Annotated in this window: 19 protein-coding genes and 1 pseudogene; 19 read left to right on the forward strand and 1 reads right to left on the reverse strand. The window is 38.4% G+C overall.

The features are described from left to right. Window positions 1-8: 8 nt before the first annotated feature. The 12 genes and pseudogenes from lgt to BMY13_RS05495 all read left to right on the forward strand — a co-directional run bounded on the left by lgt (window position 9) and on the right by BMY13_RS05495 (window position 10,533). Window positions 9-845: a prolipoprotein diacylglyceryl transferase gene (gene lgt / locus BMY13_RS05445; RefSeq protein WP_092503116.1), complete on the forward strand. Its 837-nt coding sequence runs from the start codon at window positions 9-11 to the stop codon at window positions 843-845. A 20-nt stretch (window positions 846-865) separates the two neighbouring features. Then, on the forward strand, window positions 866-1,825 hold the full coding sequence (locus tag BMY13_RS05450; protein WP_092503118.1) for a nucleoside recognition domain-containing protein: 960 nt from the start codon (window positions 866-868) through the stop codon (window positions 1,823-1,825). Next, on the forward strand, window positions 1,800-2,435 hold the full coding sequence (gene ppaX / locus BMY13_RS05455; RefSeq protein WP_092503120.1) for a pyrophosphatase PpaX: 636 nt from the start codon (window positions 1,800-1,802) through the stop codon (window positions 2,433-2,435). Before BMY13_RS05450 ends, ppaX begins: the two co-directional genes overlap by 26 nt. A 2-nt stretch (window positions 2,436-2,437) precedes the next feature. After that, entirely contained in the window at window positions 2,438-2,938 is a 501-nt protein-coding gene (locus BMY13_RS05460; protein ID WP_092503124.1) for an acyltransferase, read from the forward strand. A 20-nt stretch (window positions 2,939-2,958) separates the two neighbouring features. After that, the gene (locus tag BMY13_RS05465) at window positions 2,959-3,504 is read left to right on the forward strand and encodes a glycerol-3-phosphate responsive antiterminator (RefSeq protein WP_092503126.1); all 546 of its coding nucleotides are present in this window, start codon (window positions 2,959-2,961) and stop codon (window positions 3,502-3,504) included. A 170-nt stretch (window positions 3,505-3,674) separates the two neighbouring features. Beyond that, a pseudogene (locus tag BMY13_RS20040) lies at window positions 3,675-3,986 on the forward strand (formaldehyde dehydrogenase, glutathione-independent); the annotation flags it as partial. Between the two features lie 235 nt (window positions 3,987-4,221). Then, the gene (locus BMY13_RS05470; RefSeq protein WP_092503128.1) at window positions 4,222-5,052 is read left to right on the forward strand and encodes an MIP/aquaporin family protein; all 831 of its coding nucleotides are present in this window, start codon (window positions 4,222-4,224) and stop codon (window positions 5,050-5,052) included. 14 nt (window positions 5,053-5,066) lie between these two features. Beyond that, complete coding sequence (gene glpK / locus BMY13_RS05475; protein WP_092492004.1) at window positions 5,067-6,560, forward strand: glycerol kinase GlpK; 1,494 nt, start codon at window positions 5,067-5,069, stop codon at window positions 6,558-6,560. Between the two features lie 86 nt (window positions 6,561-6,646). Then, window positions 6,647-7,639: a dihydroxyacetone kinase subunit DhaK gene (dhaK, locus tag BMY13_RS05480; RefSeq protein ID WP_092503130.1), complete on the forward strand. Its 993-nt coding sequence runs from the start codon at window positions 6,647-6,649 to the stop codon at window positions 7,637-7,639. 13 nt (window positions 7,640-7,652) lie between these two features. Continuing rightward, a complete protein-coding gene (gene dhaL / locus BMY13_RS05485; protein ID WP_092503133.1) occupies window positions 7,653-8,276 on the forward strand; it encodes a dihydroxyacetone kinase subunit DhaL in 624 nt (207 codons plus the stop codon). Beyond that, window positions 8,276-8,650 carry a dihydroxyacetone kinase phosphoryl donor subunit DhaM gene (gene dhaM, locus BMY13_RS05490; protein WP_092503135.1) on the forward strand — a complete coding sequence of 125 codons (375 nt, stop codon included), beginning with the start codon at window positions 8,276-8,278 and terminating at the stop codon, window positions 8,648-8,650. Before dhaL ends, dhaM begins: the two co-directional genes overlap by 1 nt. A 224-nt stretch (window positions 8,651-8,874) precedes the next feature. Then, window positions 8,875-10,533 carry a glycerol-3-phosphate dehydrogenase/oxidase gene (locus BMY13_RS05495; protein WP_092503137.1) on the forward strand — a complete coding sequence of 553 codons (1,659 nt, stop codon included), beginning with the start codon at window positions 8,875-8,877 and terminating at the stop codon, window positions 10,531-10,533. A gap of 108 nt (window positions 10,534-10,641) precedes the next feature. On the opposite strand, the gene BMY13_RS05500 is transcribed toward BMY13_RS05495, so the two are convergent. Next, entirely contained in the window at window positions 10,642-11,676 is a 1,035-nt protein-coding gene (locus BMY13_RS05500) for a nuclease-related domain-containing protein (RefSeq protein WP_245736027.1), read from the reverse strand. An 89-nt stretch (window positions 11,677-11,765) separates the two neighbouring features. Here BMY13_RS05500 and BMY13_RS19900 point away from each other — a divergent pair, with 89 nt between their 5' ends. The 7 genes from BMY13_RS19900 to BMY13_RS05530 all read left to right on the forward strand — a co-directional run bounded on the left by BMY13_RS19900 (window position 11,766) and on the right by BMY13_RS05530 (window position 18,873). Next, window positions 11,766-11,894, forward strand: coding sequence for a hypothetical protein (locus tag BMY13_RS19900; protein ID WP_281243653.1), 129 nt, complete (start codon window positions 11,766-11,768; stop codon window positions 11,892-11,894). 400 nt (window positions 11,895-12,294) lie between these two features. Continuing rightward, complete coding sequence (locus tag BMY13_RS05505) at window positions 12,295-13,977, forward strand: acyl-CoA dehydrogenase family protein (protein ID WP_092503141.1); 1,683 nt, start codon at window positions 12,295-12,297, stop codon at window positions 13,975-13,977. Between the two features lie 202 nt (window positions 13,978-14,179). Continuing rightward, the gene (locus tag BMY13_RS05510) at window positions 14,180-15,184 is read left to right on the forward strand and encodes a tetratricopeptide repeat protein (RefSeq protein ID WP_175476717.1); all 1,005 of its coding nucleotides are present in this window, start codon (window positions 14,180-14,182) and stop codon (window positions 15,182-15,184) included. Between the two features lie 85 nt (window positions 15,185-15,269). Further along, window positions 15,270-16,223, forward strand: a complete 954-nt coding sequence (trxB, locus tag BMY13_RS05515; protein ID WP_092492012.1) for a thioredoxin-disulfide reductase — start codon at window positions 15,270-15,272, stop codon at window positions 16,221-16,223. Between the two features lie 324 nt (window positions 16,224-16,547). Next, window positions 16,548-17,012: an NUDIX hydrolase gene (locus BMY13_RS05520; protein ID WP_092492013.1), complete on the forward strand. Its 465-nt coding sequence runs from the start codon at window positions 16,548-16,550 to the stop codon at window positions 17,010-17,012. Window positions 17,013-17,027: 15 nt separating this feature from the next. After that, window positions 17,028-17,912 carry an RNase adapter RapZ gene (rapZ, locus tag BMY13_RS05525; RefSeq protein ID WP_092503143.1) on the forward strand — a complete coding sequence of 295 codons (885 nt, stop codon included), beginning with the start codon at window positions 17,028-17,030 and terminating at the stop codon, window positions 17,910-17,912. Between the two features lies 1 nt (window position 17,913). Then, complete coding sequence (locus BMY13_RS05530; protein ID WP_092492015.1) at window positions 17,914-18,873, forward strand: gluconeogenesis factor YvcK family protein; 960 nt, start codon at window positions 17,914-17,916, stop codon at window positions 18,871-18,873. The last annotated feature ends 1 nt before the right edge of the window (window position 18,874 follow it).

The raw sequence follows: 18,874 nt of genomic DNA on the forward strand, positions 1-18,874 counted from the left end.
TGATTGGATTGAGTTGTAGTGCACCAGCATTGGACCGTGTTTTTCTGGATATTGGTCCACTGACTATTTATTGGTATGGGTTAATTATTGCAGCGGGAGCATTTATAGGGTTGTATCTGGCCACTAAGGAATCGGATCGACTAGGTTTACAGAAAGATTTAATGGTCGATTTGATTGTGTTTGCTATCCCGATTTCGATTATATTTGCTCGCATTTACTATGTGATTTTTGAATGGGAACGTTATACTGGTGGAACATGGTGGGACGTCTTTGCAATATGGGAGGGCGGAATAGCAATTCACGGTGCTTTAATCGGCGCTGTGCTAACGACAATTGTTTACGCTCGTGTTAAAAAAGTTTCATTCTGGCAGTTGACTGATATTGCTGCCCCAAGCTTAATACTTGGACAGGCTATAGGTCGTTGGGGAAACTTTATGAATCAGGAGGCACACGGAGGAGCGATCTCTGAAGCTACATATAATAGTTTTCATCAATATTTACCTGATTTCATTATGAATCAAATGTGTATTGATGGCGTAATGTATCACCCAACATTTTTATATGAATCATTTTGGAATATAGTTGTACTCATTATCCTACTTATACTACGTCGTAAAAACCCATTACGTGGTGAAGTATTCGTAAGCTATCTAATGGCATATTCAGTTGGTCGTTTCTTCATTGAAGGTATGCGTACTGACAGTCTATATTTCGGTCCTTTCCGTGTGGCGCAGCTAATCTCGATTGCTATTATTCTGATTGGATTAGCGGTAATTGTTTATCGCCGTAAAACAGGGCAGGAAAATAAGCATTATAATGGTAAAAAAGTAACTAAGAAGAAGTAACTGAAAAGAGGGATGAACGATTGGCAGGGATTTTTAAGCGTGGTTTACAACAAGGCCTTCAAGTCACATGGACATTAGGAAAAGTCATTTTTCCAATTACTTTGATTGTGACCATATTACAACATACACCGGTACTGCCATGGGTTATTGACCAGATTAGTCCCATTATGGGCTTGGTTGGATTAAGTGGAGAGGCTGCAGTGCCATTGGTATTAGGGAATTCACTGAATTTATACGCTGGAATTGCTGCCATAGTATCGTTTGATTTTACAGTAAAAGAAGTCTTTATATTAGCTGTGATGCTGTCGTTTTCCCATAACTTATTCATCGAATCGACTGTGGCTGCTAGGGTAGGCGTTAGCTGGTGGTTTATTTCGGGAATTCGGTTGTCATTAGCGCTCATTTCGGCAATAACGATTAATCTCTTATGGAGTGGAGGGGCTGAACAAGCGCAATACGGTCTCATTTCTACGTCAAATCCAGAATTGAATGGATGGAGCGAGATTTTACTGCAAGGATTCCAAACCGCTGTCGTTGGTGTGGCACAGCTGGCACTAATCGTCATTCCGTTAATGATAGTCATGCAATATTTACGTGAAAAAGGCTGGTTAACTATTTTTTCAAATAAATTTGCACCATTTACTAGAATGCTGGGCATGGAAAAAAATACTTCTATGACGCTTGTAGCTGGACTTACAATCGGCCTTGCCTATGGTGCCGGGCTAATGATTCAAGCGGTGGAAGAAGATGGTGTGTCACGGCGCGATATGTATTTGGCGCTAATTTTTCTTGTTTCCTGTCATGCGGTAGTGGAGGATACGTTAATATTTATTCCGCTTGGTATTCCTGTCCTGCCATTACTTTTAATTCGATTGGTCACGGCAATACTATTAACAATGACTGTAGCATTTATTTGGCGGCGTATTGATAATCGGAAAAGAAAGGACGCATCTCATGAACATTCATACAATACTCTTTGATCTTGATGGCACTTTAATAGACACAAATGAATTGATTATTTCATCGTTCATGCATACATTTGAACAATATGGAAGAGAGCTTTCCCGTAGAGAAGCAATCGAATTTATCGGACCTCCTTTAAGGGACACATTCCATCAGGTTGACCCTGATCAGGTTGAGGCAATGGTTGAAACATACCGAGAGCATAATCTGTACCACCATGATAACTATGTAACAGCTTTTCCAAATGTTGTCGAAACGATTGACCAATTACAAAAGAAAAATTTTAAGCTCGGAATCGTTACAACGAAAATGAATCGAACAGTAGAAATGGGACTGAAAGTTACTGGTTTGTCTAATTACTTTGAAACTATTATTACATTAGATGATGTTGTCCATGCAAAACCGCATCCAGAGCCGGTTCTGAAAGCAATGCAGGAATTAGAAGCATCGGCCGATTCAACACTTATGGTCGGGGATAACCATCATGACATTGATGCAGGAAAAAATGCAGGTGTTCAAACTGCTGGGGTTGCATGGTCCTTGAAAGGTAAGGAAAAGTTATCCGAGTATAAGCCAACGTATATGCTAGATGACATGCGGGACCTGCTTAAAATTTTGGGAGTGTAGATATGCGTAAAACCAATCGATACCCAGTTAAAAATGCCAATTCACTCTGGCAAATATATAAGACAGTGTCCTTCTGGAAGGTGACAAAAAACTTTATTGTTATTCAGCTTGGCAGATACATGCCTTTTTTAGGTGTGAAAAATTGGCTTTATCGCACGTTTTTACGAATGAAGGTAGAAAAACAAACAGCATTTGCATTGATGGTCATGCCTGACGTTATGTTTCCAGAAAAAATAACAGTCGGAGCTAATAGTGTAATCGGATATAATACTACTATTTTAGCGCATGAGTACCTGATAAAAGAATATCGTATTGGTGAAGTTATCATAGGTAATGAGGTGTTGATAGGGGCAAACGCAACAATTCTTCCAGGCATATCAATTGGTGACGGAGCAGTGGTATCAGCAGGAACGCTAGTAAATAAGGATGTTCCGGCTGGTGCATTTGTTGGGGGTAATCCTATGCAGCTTATTTATACGAAGGAAGAGATGGATAAAGAATAATGTCGATGGTGGTGTATAGAATGGAAATGCCTACAGGTGTCTTACCAGCGATTCGAAATATGAAAGACTTTGATAAGGCGTTGGAATCAAGCCATAATTTTATTGTTTTACTGGAAACTCGACTATCCCAACTAAAGAGCTTAGTGGATTATACGAAGCGCTCAAATAAAAAGGTGTTAGTACACTTTGATTTAATTCAAGGCTTAAAAGCAGATGAATATGGAATGGAATATTTGTTACGCGAAGTAAAGCCAGATGGAATATTGTCAACTAGGGGAAACATTATTAAACTTGCAAAGAAACATAAGTTACTCGCTATCCAGCGTATGTTTTTACTAGATAGTATGGCACTAGATCATAATCTCAAGTTAGTTGATCGTTTTAAGCCTGATTGCATTGAGGTACTGCCAGGCCTTATGACAAGTATCGTTGAAAAGATAAGTCAGGAAAGTAATATCCCTGTCATCGCAGGTGGTCTTATAAATAAAGAGGAAGAAGTATCTGAAGTATTGGAGGCAGGGGCTATTGCAGTATCCACTTCGAATACTAAACTATGGACTTGTTAATTTTATCTGTTAAGTTTTCTGAAAATTATGTTATGAGTGCTTAAATTTAACAAAAATTGATAAGACCAACAAAAAAGGCGTCTTTATATAACTTATGAAGGCACTTATGGCGAATAACAGAGCGGTGGTGTTGAACTCTTTTATGTGAGCAACAAGCAACAAGGGCGTGAGGACGTCTAGGAATTCAAGAACTATATATACGAAGAGCCTAGTTACAAGGATGTGGATACCAAGGAAAGACAATAAAAATTTCGCTTTGGTTTAGGCTTTGCAAAGGCACATACTTTGTAACTGGGCAAACACCTGTGATGAAGTGTCGCAGGGATTTGATGAAGGCGATCTTATGTGGTAACGCGCAAATTACGAAGGCAGTAAACGCTACATTAATTTCACTTGATCATGCTTCGGATGGTTACAAGCAGTTTGATGGCGAGGCATCTAGAAAGTTAGTTATTGATCCGCATAGGATGGATTGGCCATAACCATAATTACTCTAAATTTAAATTGTAAAAAAATATTGACAGCGTTTACATTTTGATGTATTATTATATTCAACAAGTTAAGAACGTGGTGGAGACATGGAGACCCACGCTGCAGCAGTACTTTGAAAGAAGTACGCTTATGCAGTGTGGGTCTTTTTCGTGCTATCTATTAATCTACTCAATACCACTCCACGTTTTTTAGCTTAATAATTTAATAAAGAGGAGTTGTTTAAAATTGCCGGAATTTTTAGCGGAAGTAATTGGTACGATGATTCTTATAATCCTGGGGGGAGGAGTAGTTGGAGGAGTTGTATTAAAGAAATCAAAAGCAGAAGACGCAGGTTGGGTAGTTATTACAATTGGCTGGGGTCTTGGTGTAACAATGGGGGTATATGCTGTTGGTAGTTTCACTGGAGCACACATAAATCCTGCAGTTACACTTGGATTTGCGGCTGTAGGAGAGTTTCCTTGGTCTAAGGTACCAATGTATATATCAGCTCAAATGGTTGGAGCGTTCATTGGTGCAGTTGTTGTCTTTTTAAATTATTTACCACATTGGAAAGAAACAAAGGATCAAGGCGCAAAATTAGCAGTATTCTCAACCGACCCTGCTGTACGAAGTCCCTTTTCCAATTTAGTTAGTGAGATAATTGGAACTTTTATTCTACTAATGGGACTAATGTTTATTGGTGCTAACGAATTTACAGAAGGTTTGAACCCACTAATTGTTGGTTTACTGATTGTTGCGATTGGTATGTCACTAGGTGGAGCTACTGGGTATGCTATTAATCCAGCACGTGACCTGGGTCCAAGAATTGCCCATGCACTACTTCCTATACCAGGAAAAGGCGGCTCTGATTGGAAATATAGCTGGGTTCCAATAGTAGGACCAATTCTTGGCGGTGTTTATGGTGCAGTATTCTATAAAGCAATATTTTTAGGTGAATACTCAGTATTATTTTGGGTTCTAAGTGCAATTATTGCTGTAATTTTATTCGGAGCTACTAGCGCAGAACTGAAAAAAGGGAATACAATTGCAGACAATGTAGAGAAGAAAATTAGCTAAGGAGGAATTTTACAATGAAAAAAGAGTATATTTTATCGTTAGATCAAGGTACGACAAGTTCAAGAGCAATTCTATTTGATCATGATGGTGCAATTGTTGAAACAGCTCAAAAAGAGTTTGAACAGTTCTTTCCAAAACCAGGGTGGGTAGAGCATGATGCAAATGAAATATGGACTTCAGTTCTTGCTTGTATTGCAGAAGTACTACGAAAGTCAGAAGTTGATCCTAACCAAATTGCTGGTATTGGTATAACAAACCAACGAGAAACAACGGTTGTTTGGGATAAAAATACTGGAAAGCCAATCTATAAAGCAATCGTTTGGCAATCTCGGCAAACAGAGGATATATGTAAAGAATTACGTGCAAAGGATTACAACGACTTGTTCAGAGAAAAAACTGGCTTGCTTTTAGACCCATATTTCTCTGGTACAAAAGTAAAATGGATTTTGGATAACGTAGAAGGTGCAAGGGAGAAGGCGGAAAATGGTGATCTGTTGTTCGGTACAATGGATACATGGATTGTCCATAAACTTTCTGGTGGGAAGGCACATATCACCGATTACTCGAATGCATCCAGAACTTTAATGTTCAACATATATGATCTTAAATGGGATGATGAATTACTTGAGATTCTAAATATACCTAAAAGTATGCTGCCAGAAGTTAAACAATCTTCTGAAGTCTATGCCAAAACAGTTGACTATCATTTTTTTGGACATGAAGTTCCGATTGCTGGGATTGCGGGGGATCAGCAAGCAGCATTATTTGGGCAGGCCTGCTTTGATAAAGGTATGGCGAAAAACACATATGGTACAGGCTGTTTCATGTTAATGAACACTGGCGAAGAAGGTGTGAAATCTGACAATGGTTTGCTTACAACATTAGCCTGGGGCGTTGACGGTAAAGTGGAATATGCGTTGGAAGGCAGTATTTTTGTAGCGGGTTCGGCAATACAATGGCTACGTGATGGATTAAAAGTTATTGAAAATGCACCACAGACTGAAGAATTAGCAAAAAAAGTAGATTCAACAGATGGGGTCTATATGGTACCAGCTTTTGTTGGACTAGGTACTCCATATTGGGATAGTGATGCAAGAGGTGCTATTTTTGGTCTAACACGTGGAACTACAAAGGAACATTTTGTTCGTGCAACACTTGAATCACTTGCATATCAAACAAAAGATGTATTGGATGCGATGATTGCAGATTCTGGGATCAATCTAAAAACACTTCGAGTAGACGGAGGAGCAGTGAAAAATAATTTCCTAATGCAGTTCCAAAGTGATGTTTTAGGTGTACCAGTTGAACGTCCTGTAGTTCAGGAGACTACTGCCTTAGGAGCAGCATATCTAGCTGGCTTGGCAGTGGGTTACTGGAAAGACAAAGAGGAAATTGCCTCACAATGGAAGACAGATCAAATTTTCAATCATGATATGGAAAAAGAAGAACGCGACAAGTTATATGGTGGTTGGCAAAAAGCTGTAGAAGCAACAAGGAAATTTAAGTAATTTGTAAAAAGAGAGAAGTCATAATATCCAAAGGGGGCTATGTGAATTTCTCTCTTTTTTTATCAAAATAGTGGAGGGTGTAAATTATGAAAAAAATTATTAATAACCCAGATCGGGCTTTGCAAGAGATGGTTGAAGGAATTGCAGCAGCATATCCAAACGAAGTTAAACAGCTACCTGAAACTACTGTAATCGTCAGGAAAGATGCACCTGTATCTAATAAAGTTGGGATAGTGAGTGGTGGAGGAAGTGGTCATGAGCCCGCGCATGCTGGCTATATTGGAAAGGGAATGCTTGATGCTGCAGTATCTGGAGAAGTTTTTACATCTCCAACCCCTGATCAAGTGCTTGAAGCAATTAAAGCAGTTGATAGTGGGAAGGGTGTGTTTTTAGTGATTAAAAACTACACCGGTGATGTGATAAATTTTGATATGGCTGCAGAACTAGCAGAGGCGGAGGGAATTGAAGTTGAAAAAGTAGTTGTCAATGATGATGTTGCAGTTGAAGATAGTTCATTTACTACTGGAAGAAGAGGGATTGCGGGAACTGTATTTGTTCATAAAATTGCAGGCGCGATAGCTGAACAAGGAGGATCATTACAAGAAGTAAAAGCTGTTGCCGAAAAAGTGGTTGAAAATGTTCGTTCTATGGGTATGGCTCTTACATCTTGTATTGTCCCCGCTGCAGGGAAACCCAGTTTTCAACTGGAAGATAATGAAATGGAAATAGGAATTGGTATCCATGGAGAGCCAGGTATTGAGCGAAAGGAAATGGCTACTGCACATGAAATTGCGAAAGAACTTACCGAAAAAGTTTTAAATGATAGAGATTTCTCAGAGAGTGATGTTGCAGTCATGGTAAATGGGTTAGGTGCGACACCTGAAATGGAACTTTATATTGTGAATAAAAGCGTGCAAGAAATCTTGAAAGAAAAAGGAATCAAGGTTTACAAAACATTTGTAGGTGAATATATGACATCATTAGAAATGGCAGGCTGTTCAGTATCATTATTAAAGCTAGATGACGAAATAAAGTCATTACTTAATGCGGAGTCGTCAGCACCTGCTTTTCGTATCTAAAGGAGTGTATGACATGGGATTACAAGTAACCGAAGCAGTTGAATGGATGAAAAGAATTAATGAAAAAATCCATATCAATAAGGAATATCTAACATCACTTGATCAACCAATTGGTGACGGTGATCATGGGATAAACATGGCACGAGGATTTCAGGAAGTAAGCAATAAAATTACGATGGAGAATTATGAAAATGTCGCTGAATTATTAAAGGATGTAGCTATGACATTAATGTCTAAAGTCGGTGGTGCATCCGGGCCATTATTTGGGACGGCATTTCTAAAAATGTCCTTAGTAGCAAAAGGGAGTGATACGATTAATCATGATAACATTACAAGGATGTTAGAAGAAGCGGTTAATGGTGTCAAACAGCGAGGAAAGGCTGTGGAAGGTGAGAAGACACTTATTGATGTTTGGTCGCCAATGGTTGAGTACTTCAAAAGAGTCGATCGTTTTAAAGCAGGTGAAATAGCAGGTGAAGCAAAGAAAGCCATGGAAAACACAAAGGATATTATGGCAACTAAGGGAAGAGCAGCTTATTTCAAAGAAAAATCAATTGGACACATCGATCCAGGAGCGGCTACATCCTTTTATATGTTTGAGGCATTATCTGAAGTGATTAAAGCAGGTGAAAAGTAATGTCTTACGTTGGTATCGTATTGATTTCGCATAGTAATAAGGTGGCTGAGGGAATAAAAGATATTATCCGCCAAGTGATTAAAGAAGTACCTATTGAAATTGCTGGTGGTACGGACGAAAATGATATTGGAACAAGCATTGATAAGATACAGCTGGCTATAGATCGTGCAAATGACGGGAATGGAGTATTGCTTTTTTATGATATTGGAAGTGCAAAGATGAATGCTGAAGTAGCTCTTGAAATGACGGGAATAGATAATATCAAAATAATAGAAGCCCCATTACTTGAAGGAGCATATGTGGCAGCTGTGGAATCCGGCATGGGTAAGGATATTGAAAATGTGTATTCCGCTTTAATGAAGGAGTTTGGATAACATAATACCGGAGAAGTAAAAGATTAAATTGCTTTACCTATTTTGAAGAATTGTGCTACAATATAATTAAGTTAATAGATGTGTCGGAGAAATGGAGAAACCACAAATTGCTGATGATTAGTAGAGTTCATTAGTTTATTTTTGTGGTTTCTTTTTTTCTAGTATATATGTAATGGCCTTTATAATGATAGTAATAGCATGGATTATAAGGAGAGTGTAGTAATATGACAACTTTTTCAAGTTATCATAGAGAAGAAAACTTTCAGCAAATTAAAGGGAATGAACTTGATGTCCTGGTTATTGGTGGTGGTATTACTGGAGCGGGAATCGCACTTGATGCGAAGACACGCGGGCTGAATACTGCGGTTTTCGAAATGCAGGATTTTGCCGCTGGCACCTCAAGCCGCTCGACCAAACTTGTTCATGGCGGCCTTCGATATTTAAAACAGTATGAAGTTAAGATGGTTGCTGAGGTTGGAAAAGAACGGGAGATTGTCTATGAAAACGGCCCACATGTTACCACACCTGAGTGGATGATGCTCCCGTTCTATAAAGATGGTAACTTTGGACCGTTTACAACAAGTATTGGGTTACGTGTTTATGATTTTTTAGCAGGAGTAAAGAAAGACGAGCGCAGGAAAATGTTGAAGCCTGGTGAAGCACTGGAAAAAGAACCACTTGTTAAGGAAAAAAGTCTTAAAGGTGCAGGGTACTACGTTGAATATAAAACGGATGATGCACGGCTCACGATTGAAGTAATGAAAAAAGCAGTTGAAAAAGGTGCATATGCCATCAATTATGCTAAGGTCGTTGATTTTATTTATAAATCCGGAAAAATTGAAGGTGCATTAGTCGAGGATCAAATTAGTGGCGAAACACATAATGTTTATGCTAAAAAAATAATCAATGCTGGTGGACCGTGGGTGGATAACCTACGTGAAATAGATGGTTCCAAACAGGGGAAATCACTGCAGTTAACAAAAGGGGTACACTTAGTATTTTCAAAAGACAGGTTTCCTTTACAACAAGCTATTTATTTTGATGCACCAGATGGACGAATGATATTTGCCATACCACGAAATAAAATTACCTATGTAGGAACTACCGATACAAGCTATAAAGGAGATATATCACATCCAACTATGACGGTAAATGATCGTGATTACTTGCTTAATACGATTAATTTTATGTTCCCTTCGTTAGATATGACAAAAGATGATGTGGAATCAAGTTATGCAGGGTTAAGGCCATTAATTGCCGAGGAAGGTAAAGATCCGGGTGAAATCTCCCGGAAAGATGAAATTTTCATTTCTGATTCTGGTCTTATTTCAATGGCTGGTGGAAAATTAACTGGGTATCGTAAAATGGCGGAAGAGGCTGTTAATACGATTGTTGAACAGCTGAAAAATGAAGATGGAATCCTTTATTCTTATTCTGATACAGAACATCTTCCTATTTCTGGTGGTGAAGTTGGCGGCTCAAAAGGTTTCCAACGCTTCAAGGATCGAAAAGTTGCTGAAGCAATAGCATTGGGAATTGATGAAGAAACAGCATTATTTTTAATTCAAAAATATGGAGCAAATATTGATAAAGTTTTTGAATTTTATCAAGGGGAAAAGCCAACTGCGGATGAAGCTGGGATTGATCACGTAGTTTTTGCGGAACTAACATATGCTCTTGAGCATGAAATGATATTTAAACCAGTTGACTTCTTCGTGCGGCGGACTGGAGCATTATTTTTCGATATTGATTTCGTGTGGGCACATAAGGATAGGGTTATTGATTATATGGCAGAAGCATTGCACTGGGGTGCAGCCCAGAAAGAAAGCTATACGGCCGAACTAGAACAGTTATTAGATGAAGCAGTAAATCCGGTTGAGTAAATTTCACTCAGCCGGGTTTTTTTGCGATATAACGGCCTGGATTGAAAGAGTGACGGTAGCTAACCAAAAGTGACTGGTTCTGTCATCTAGTATAAGTTTGGAGTTTCTTCAAATGGAATATTCCTGTTGTAACCTCATGAGTCTGTTTGCTGGTATATAAGATTTCTGTGGGTAGCCTTGGGAGGACGGGGCATGGTACTTCCTTGTCCTGTTATTGCCCGACTGTCTAAGTTCCATACCTGTTAGTAATGTATAAGGCGTTCGCGGCGATTTAATCTTAAGAATTTGCTGGCATTGGCTGTTAGTAATAGTGTCTCCATGAATAAGGAAATAATCATATATGACTTGTTCATGGGCTTTTGTATCTGTGTTTTTACATCCTGAGCAAAGCCATTTTTTATACAACCTTTTCATAGGAGACTTGTTGCATTTCGTGCATAGAATCCCGTCTATAAAATGATGCTCAGCTAAACCGAGCTGTTGCAGGATATTTGTTCGAAGTGGCTCATCTGCCTGTTGAAGTTGTCTACCAATTTCCTGTACTGCTGGCATGGTCAATGAATCCTTTGAATAAAGGTTATTCAGTCTCTCTATTTGGAGTTGCAAACTTGCTGTATGAATGATCTTATTATATACCGTTGTATCCTGATGAACATTTTCAACGATTGTGGAAGGATACGCAACTACGACAAGCGTTTCAATTGGTATGTTAAAAAACCCGCGATGTACAAGCCATGTCTTCAAATGGTTTTTTTGAGCTTCTGCCTGCAGAATAGGATCTTTATAAGAATTTATCCGGCCATTTACTTTTTGAGTTAACTGATGCTGTTTGGAATCATAGCTGAATATGCCTTTATAGTTTTTTATCTCCAGGATACAAATAAATTTTTTTGTGAGGATAAGCGTGTCAATTTGAAAATAAAATGGGGGATTTTTCAAACGTAACCCTCTAAGAATAACAAAGTCATTACGCCGAAATGTGGAAATTGTATAGTCAACTGCGCTTTCGCCATCATATCCTGCCTTTTCCTTTTTATATCCAGCAATGATTTTTTCATTAAACCAGAGATCTCCTTTAAGCCGTCTCAGCAATGCCTCGTAAATTAACAGATCGTATGATTTTTTTCTATAATTTTCGAACAAATTGCTCACTCCTTATATTCCTAATAATAGATTTTCTCCATCTAAATGCAATTTCCTTCTGTAATTTGTGTCTAAAATATGAACGTGAAATGAATAAACCCAGCAGAAGAAGGCATGAATCGCCAGAAGGAGGGAGTGAATCAACAGAAGAAAGGCGTGAATCAGCAGAAGGAAGGCGTGAATCAGCAGAAGAAGGCATGAATCAACAGAAGGAGTGAGTGAATCGCCAGAAGAAAGGTGTGAATCAACAGAAGGAGTGAGTGAATCAGCAGAAGGAAGACGTGAATCGCCAGAAGAAGGCGTGAATCAACAGAAGAAGGCGTGAATATCAAAAGAAGGAGTAAAAACTAACAACTTCAGCAACACTTTACCGCCACAACTAATAAAAACTTTAGAAATTCCTCTAAGATTTGTTGCGCTTTACGTTAACATTAATGGTAAACTAAATTTAGAGAATATTGTGTTTATATGAGTGAAGGAAAAGGCATATACGGCTGCATATTTTTCATGTGTCAAACAGAATAACTATATGAAAAATTGGAAGCGCTGCTACGATATGTGACCGGTAAATTATTGAAGAAAAAGCTATGTAAACACAATAGCGGGGAGGTAAGTTAAGTGAAAAATTTTTACACATCTGATAATAAAATTCAGGCCATTCTAAAAAGTAATTTGCCTGCGGATTTTTTTCGGCATGCTAATGAATCGTTAACTAATTTTGGAGAAAGGGTCGCTACAGCCATCGATGAACGTGCTGCCCACACGGATCGTGAGGGTCAGCCAAGATTAGTCAAATATGACAAAATGGGTAATGATATTTCACATGTTTGGGTGAATGAAGGTTATAAGCAAACCGTGAAAGAAACCTATAACACTGGTATTGTCGGGTATGTTCATAAAGAAATTCCGGAACTGGGTCATCAGGGTAATTATCTATATTCATTTGCACAAGGATATTTATTATCACAGGCAGAACCAGGGTTTTATTGTCCTGTCACACTAACAATGGCTACTGCTTATTTGATTGATCATTATGCTGATCAGGTATTAAAGGATAAATTCCTTCCACATGTTCTCGCAACGGGTGACGTGGAATTGTTTGAAGGGGCCACTTTTCTAACAGAACGTCAAGGTGGATCAGATGTAGGTGCAAACGAGGTGGAAGCGATTGAACAAGACGGTTATTACACACTTCAAGGAGAAAAGTATTTTGCAAGTAATGCCGGGATGTGCGGCGTAGCAATGGTGCTTGCAAGAGTGAACGGAGCACAGCCAGGAACAAAAGGATTAAGTTTATTCCTTGTACCATGGAAGGATAACAATATAGCCATTCGCCGGTTAAAAGATAAACTTGGTGTAAGAGCAGTACCGTCAGCTGAAGTTGAACTTGATGGCGCAAAAGGGTATCTAGTAGGTGATGCCAAAAAGGGATTCAAGTATATGATGGAAGCCCTGAATTTGTCACGTGTCTGTAATGCTGTAGCATCACTAGGCATCATGCGCAGAGCATTCACAGAGGCTAGAGATTACGCGATGGAGCGGGAGGCCTTTGGAAATAAACTGATTGCATACCCGATGATTCAGGAAACCTTAGTCCAACTGGCGGTAAAGCTGGAAGTTGAGACAAGTTCTACTTTCAAGCTAATTAATTTGTTTGATAAAGTTATGCAAAAAAATTCAAGTGCGACAACAAATGAACAGGCTCTCTTACGTTTGTATATTGCTATTTTGAAAAAAGAAACAGCGGAACAATCAATTGCTTTTTGCCATGAAGCGATTGAAATGCATGGAGGTAATGGATATATTGAAGACTTTGTGACACCAAGACTGCTGCGTGATGCCCAAGTGCTGACTGTTTGGGAGGGAACTGCTAACATACTTGGATTAGAAGTCATGCGACTTATGGAGAAATTCCGTATTCACGAAGTGTTCATACAGGAGATGAAGGAGCAGCTGGAAACACTGCCAAATGGGGACCTAACAGAGCCATTATTTACTGCAATATATGATTTGGAAAAATTCATGAATAAAATTCAACAGATGGATGAACGAACCCGTCTTATGTATCCTAAAAAAATTGCCAAAAAAATGGCTGCAATTTTTGAGGGAATAAATGCAGTAATAGAAGCCTATGGTTCAGGGAAGAGTCAAGCACGTGAAATGGCCATTGCAAAAGTATTCATAAATATGACATTTGAAACCAAAGAGGATGCATTACCACTTGATTATTTTGATTTGATTGTAAGAGAAGATGTAACAGAAAAGACTGTATCAAGCAACAAATCGGATGAAGAATCATAAAACTCCACAGTGAGCGTTCTGCGAGCGAGGAGACGCTAAAGGCACCGATGGTATCCTGAACGGTGTCTTAACTTCTATTATTTTTCCTCATACGCTGAAGTTATATCTAATAGAAACAACCTTTATTTATTACATATATAAATCTCCTGAAAACTGTGATATACTTTGTTCGGTAAGTTTTCGACAAATTGGGGGGATACACATGCATCATATTGAAAATAAATCAGATGGAAGACAACATAATGTTATCCCTTTTATACCAGATGGCGAATTTTATTTCACAAAAGGTGTAGAAGCATTTCAGAAAAGGAAGTTCGATTCTTCTATAAAATGGCTTGTTAAAGCGGTTGAAATGACACCGAAAGATAATTTGTATAAATGTCAATTGTCAATAATATATACTGAAGTTGGTTCTTATCATGAAGCAAATCAGCTTTTAACAAAAGTACTTCAATCATCAGATGGTCAATATACGGATTGCTATTATTTATTAGCAAACAATTACGCACATTTAGGGTTATTAAATGATGCAAAAAAATATGCGAAATCATATCTTGATAAAGAGCCGGATGGCGACTTTTGTGATGAAGCAGAACAATTACTGGAATTAATCGATTTCGATGAAGATGAAAATAACGATTGGGATCTTGAGGAAGAAGATGAACTGCTAATTTATCAGGAAACAATATTTTACCATATGGACAACATGGAATGGGACAAAGCAATTCCATTACTTGAAGAAATGATGACACTATTTCCAGAACATAAATTAACAAAACATGACTACACACACGCCTTATTCTTTTCTGGGTATAAAGATGATGCGGTAGAAATGGAATTGGACATATTAAATGATCAGCCAGATTCGTTGCACAGTCATGTGAATTTAGCAGTTTTTTTCTATGAGTTGGGTCGCATACAGGAATATGAACGCCATATTAAGGGACTACTAAATGTATATCCAATGCATGAACAACAAAAATTGCGAATAGCGGTTACACTTGCAAGAACAGGTGTATATCATGAAGCATATGCACGTTTCTGTAAACTTTCAAAAAGTATTGTTAAAAATCACTTATCCTATTATAAATGGTATAGCGTAACAGCTTACAAGCTCGGCGAACCTTCCAAATCACTATCATTATGGGAAGAAGGCTGTAAAAAGCATCCTAACTTGTCACAAGAGGAAGGTCCGTGGAATGTCTAGTCTGAGCAGAAAAATAGACTAATTCGCTAACTTTTTATACGATTGATGTGGCTTAAATATAATAGTGAAGAAAGGGCTGATTTTAATGTCCGAAGAGCGTATGTATGATGTAATTATTGCGGGTGCTGGACCTGCTGGCATGACGGCAGCAGTTTATGCATCACGTGCAAATCTGGACACGTTAATGATTGAAAGAGGAATTCCGGGTGGCCAGATGGCAAATACCGAAGATGTTGAAAACTTTCCGGGTTTTGAACATGTATTAGGACCGGATTTATCAAATAAAATGTTTGAACATGCCAAAAAATTTGGTGCAGAATATGCGTATGGTGATATTAAAGATGTTGTTGATCATGGTGATTATAAAACCGTAATTGCTGGCAAGAAAGAGTATAATACAAGAACTCTGGTAATAACGACAGGTGCTCAATTTAAGAAACTGGGCATTCCTGGAGAAGATGAATTAGGTGGCCGAGGTGTTTCTTATTGTGCAGTATGTGACGGTGCCTTTTTCAAGCAGAAAAATCTTGTTGTAATCGGTGGTGGTGACTCTGCTGTTGAAGAGGGGATCTATCTTACACGGTTTGCTGACAAGGTAACAGTTGTACACCGCCGTGATGAACTTCGTGCGCAAAAGATCATTCAGCAACGTGCATTTGATAACGATAAAATTGACTTTATCTGGGATACAGAAGCAGAAAAAATTAATGGCCCAGATGGGAAAGTTAGCAGTGTTTCCTTAGTTAATAATAAGACTGGTGAGGAATATGATTATCCAATTGACGGTGTCTTTATCTATATCGGCATGGTACCGTTGAGTGAACCATTTAAATCAATCGGTATCACAAATGAAGAAGGATATGTACCAACAAATGAGCATATGGAAACATCAATTCCAGGCGTTTTTGCTGCAGGAGATATCCGTGAAAAAACACTTCGACAAATTGTGACAGCTACTGGTGATGGAAGTATTGCTGCAGAATCTGCACAAAAATATATTGAAGAGTTAATGGAAGAATTAAAAGCGACAAAATCCTGACATGGTAATTATAAAAAGTAACTTTTCAGAAAGTAATTACTTCTTAACGCTGTTGTAACACGCACGAAATATTTATCAGTTACAATGTAGTTAACTAATTGACCCCCTTTTAATAGATAAATTAGTTTATTGCGCAGGTGAACTTTCACCTGCGCCTTTTTTTGTACTTAGCGACAAGTTGAGTCCTTCTAATGATAAAGAGTTTTTGTAAATACTTGTCCAAACCTGTCGAATAGAAATCATTTCCTTGTTGGTTTTAATTTATTCATTGTATAATAGGGATGATATGGACGAATTCCTCTTAACGATTGGGGTGAATTAGGAATGCAACGTGTTACAAATTGCATATTATTAGATAAAGAGAAAGTCTTATTACTTAAAAAACCACGTCGAGGTTGGTACGCAATACCTGGTGGTAAAATGGAACAAGGTGAATCCATTAAGGAATCAGTAGTTCGGGAGTATCAGGAGGAAACTGAACTTCAATTGATAAAGCCATCATTAGCTGGCGCATTCACTTTCTCTGTTTTTAACGACAAATCTGTTGTTCATGAGTGGATGATGTTTACATTTATTTGCAAGAATTTCACTGGTGAATTGACGGAACATTGTAATGAAGGAGAATTGGAATGGGTTGCGTTAGATAATATTAAATACTTACCAATGGCTGAAGGGGATAGGAAGATTTTTGAGCATGTACTGTCCTCAGAAGCAATGCTATATGGATCTTTTTCATATACTGAAAATTATGAGCTGATTAAATTACGCCTTGATCCAACCAGACCTTGAGGGGAGAAATACGTAATGTCGAATAATGAACAAGAAACAAAGCTAGTTGTTATAACAGGAATGTCAGGAGCGGGAAAAACGGTCGCAGTTCACAGCTTTGAAGATTTGGGGTATTACTGTGTAGATAACTTGCCGCCTGCTTTGCTTCCAAAATTTTTAGAGCTCATGAAAGATTCTACAAACAACATTCATAAAGTGGCGCTTGTAATGGATTTGCGTGGTCGGGAGTTTTTTGATTCATTATTTGAAGCACTGGATATTTTAGGTAAAGAAGATTGGCTCGACGAACATATTCTATTTCTCGATGCCCAGGATGAATCATTGGTAACAAGATATAAAGAAACGAGGCGTTCACATCCACTTGCTGTTGGAGGATTACCGCTTAATGGGATTCAGCAGGAACGTAAAATTCTAGATGAATTAAGGGGAAGAGCGCAACGTATAATCGACACGAGTAATTTAAAGCCAAAAGCATTGCGTGACAAAATACTTAAGGCATATACAGAAGATAAGCAAGAGATTTTTTCGGTTCATATGGTCTCTTTTGGATTTAAATATGGCGTTCCAATTGATGCGGATTTAGTATTTGATGTACGGTTTTTGCCGAATCCACACTATGTGTCACATATGCAGCCGTTAACAGGGCTGAATCCGGAAGTTTCATCCTATGTCTTCAAGTGGGGAGATACCAAAAAGTTTAATGAAAAAGTACTGGACTTACTACAGTTTATGCTTCCTCAATATAAGAAGGAAGGTAAGTCTCAGCTTGTTGTAGCGATTGGCTGTACTGGTGGACAACATCGGTCGGTCGCAATAGCTGAATACTTTGCCAAACAGCTTTCTTCCAATTACATTACCCATATTAGTCATCGAGATATCGACAAAAGAAAGGGACATTAATATGAGTGATAATCAACAGCCAAGAGTCGTCGTAATTGGTGGAGGTACAGGTATGCCAGTACTTTTAAGGGGACTAAAGAATTTGCCCATCCATTTAACAGCGCTTGTGACAGTGGCTGATGATGGTGGAAGTACTGGAAGATTGCGTAACGAAATGTCAATTCCTGCACCTGGAGATATTCGGAATGTAATCGCGGCATTGTCTGATGCCGAACCTATGTTATTGGAGTTGTTTCAACATCGATTCACGATGGGTAATGGCCTTTCGGGGCATTCAATGGGGAATCTACTCTTGGCAGCGATGACATCCATTACAGGGAACTTCTATACGGGTATTAAAGAGATATCACGTGTGTTAAATGTGAAAGGGAAAATTTATCCTATCTCTAATGAAAGTATGTCGTTGCATGCAAAAATGACTGACGGAATGGTCGTTTCAGGGGAATCTAATATCCCTTTAGCCAATAAGAAGATAAATCGTGTTTTTTTAAGCCCTCAACCGGTACAGCCGCTTCCAAATGCCGTACGAGCATTAGAAAAGGCTGATTTAATCGTAATTGCACCCGGAAGCCTATATACCAGTATATTGCCAAACATGATTATTCCACAAATAGATGTAGCGATTCAACAATCTAAAGGTAAGGTTGTATATGTCTGCAATGTGATGACCCAGGCTGGAGAAACTACCGGATATAGTGCTGCAGATCATGTGCAGGCAATTCATGAGCACGTTGGTAATTGTATCGATTCAATTGTTGTGCATAATGAACCGATTAACGAAAATGTACGTGATGTATATGCAGAAGAAAATGCAGCACCTGTTGTTTATGATACAGATCGTTTACTGGAGATGGGATTACAGATTATTGAAAGTGATATAATTAATCCATCCAGAACTGCTTTACGTCATGATACACATAAGATAGCTGAATTACTTTATTCGATAATTAATAAATCATAAG

This window comes from Virgibacillus subterraneus (assembly GCF_900110695.1).
Lineage (GTDB): Bacteria > Bacillota > Bacilli > Bacillales > Amphibacillaceae > Lentibacillus > Lentibacillus subterraneus.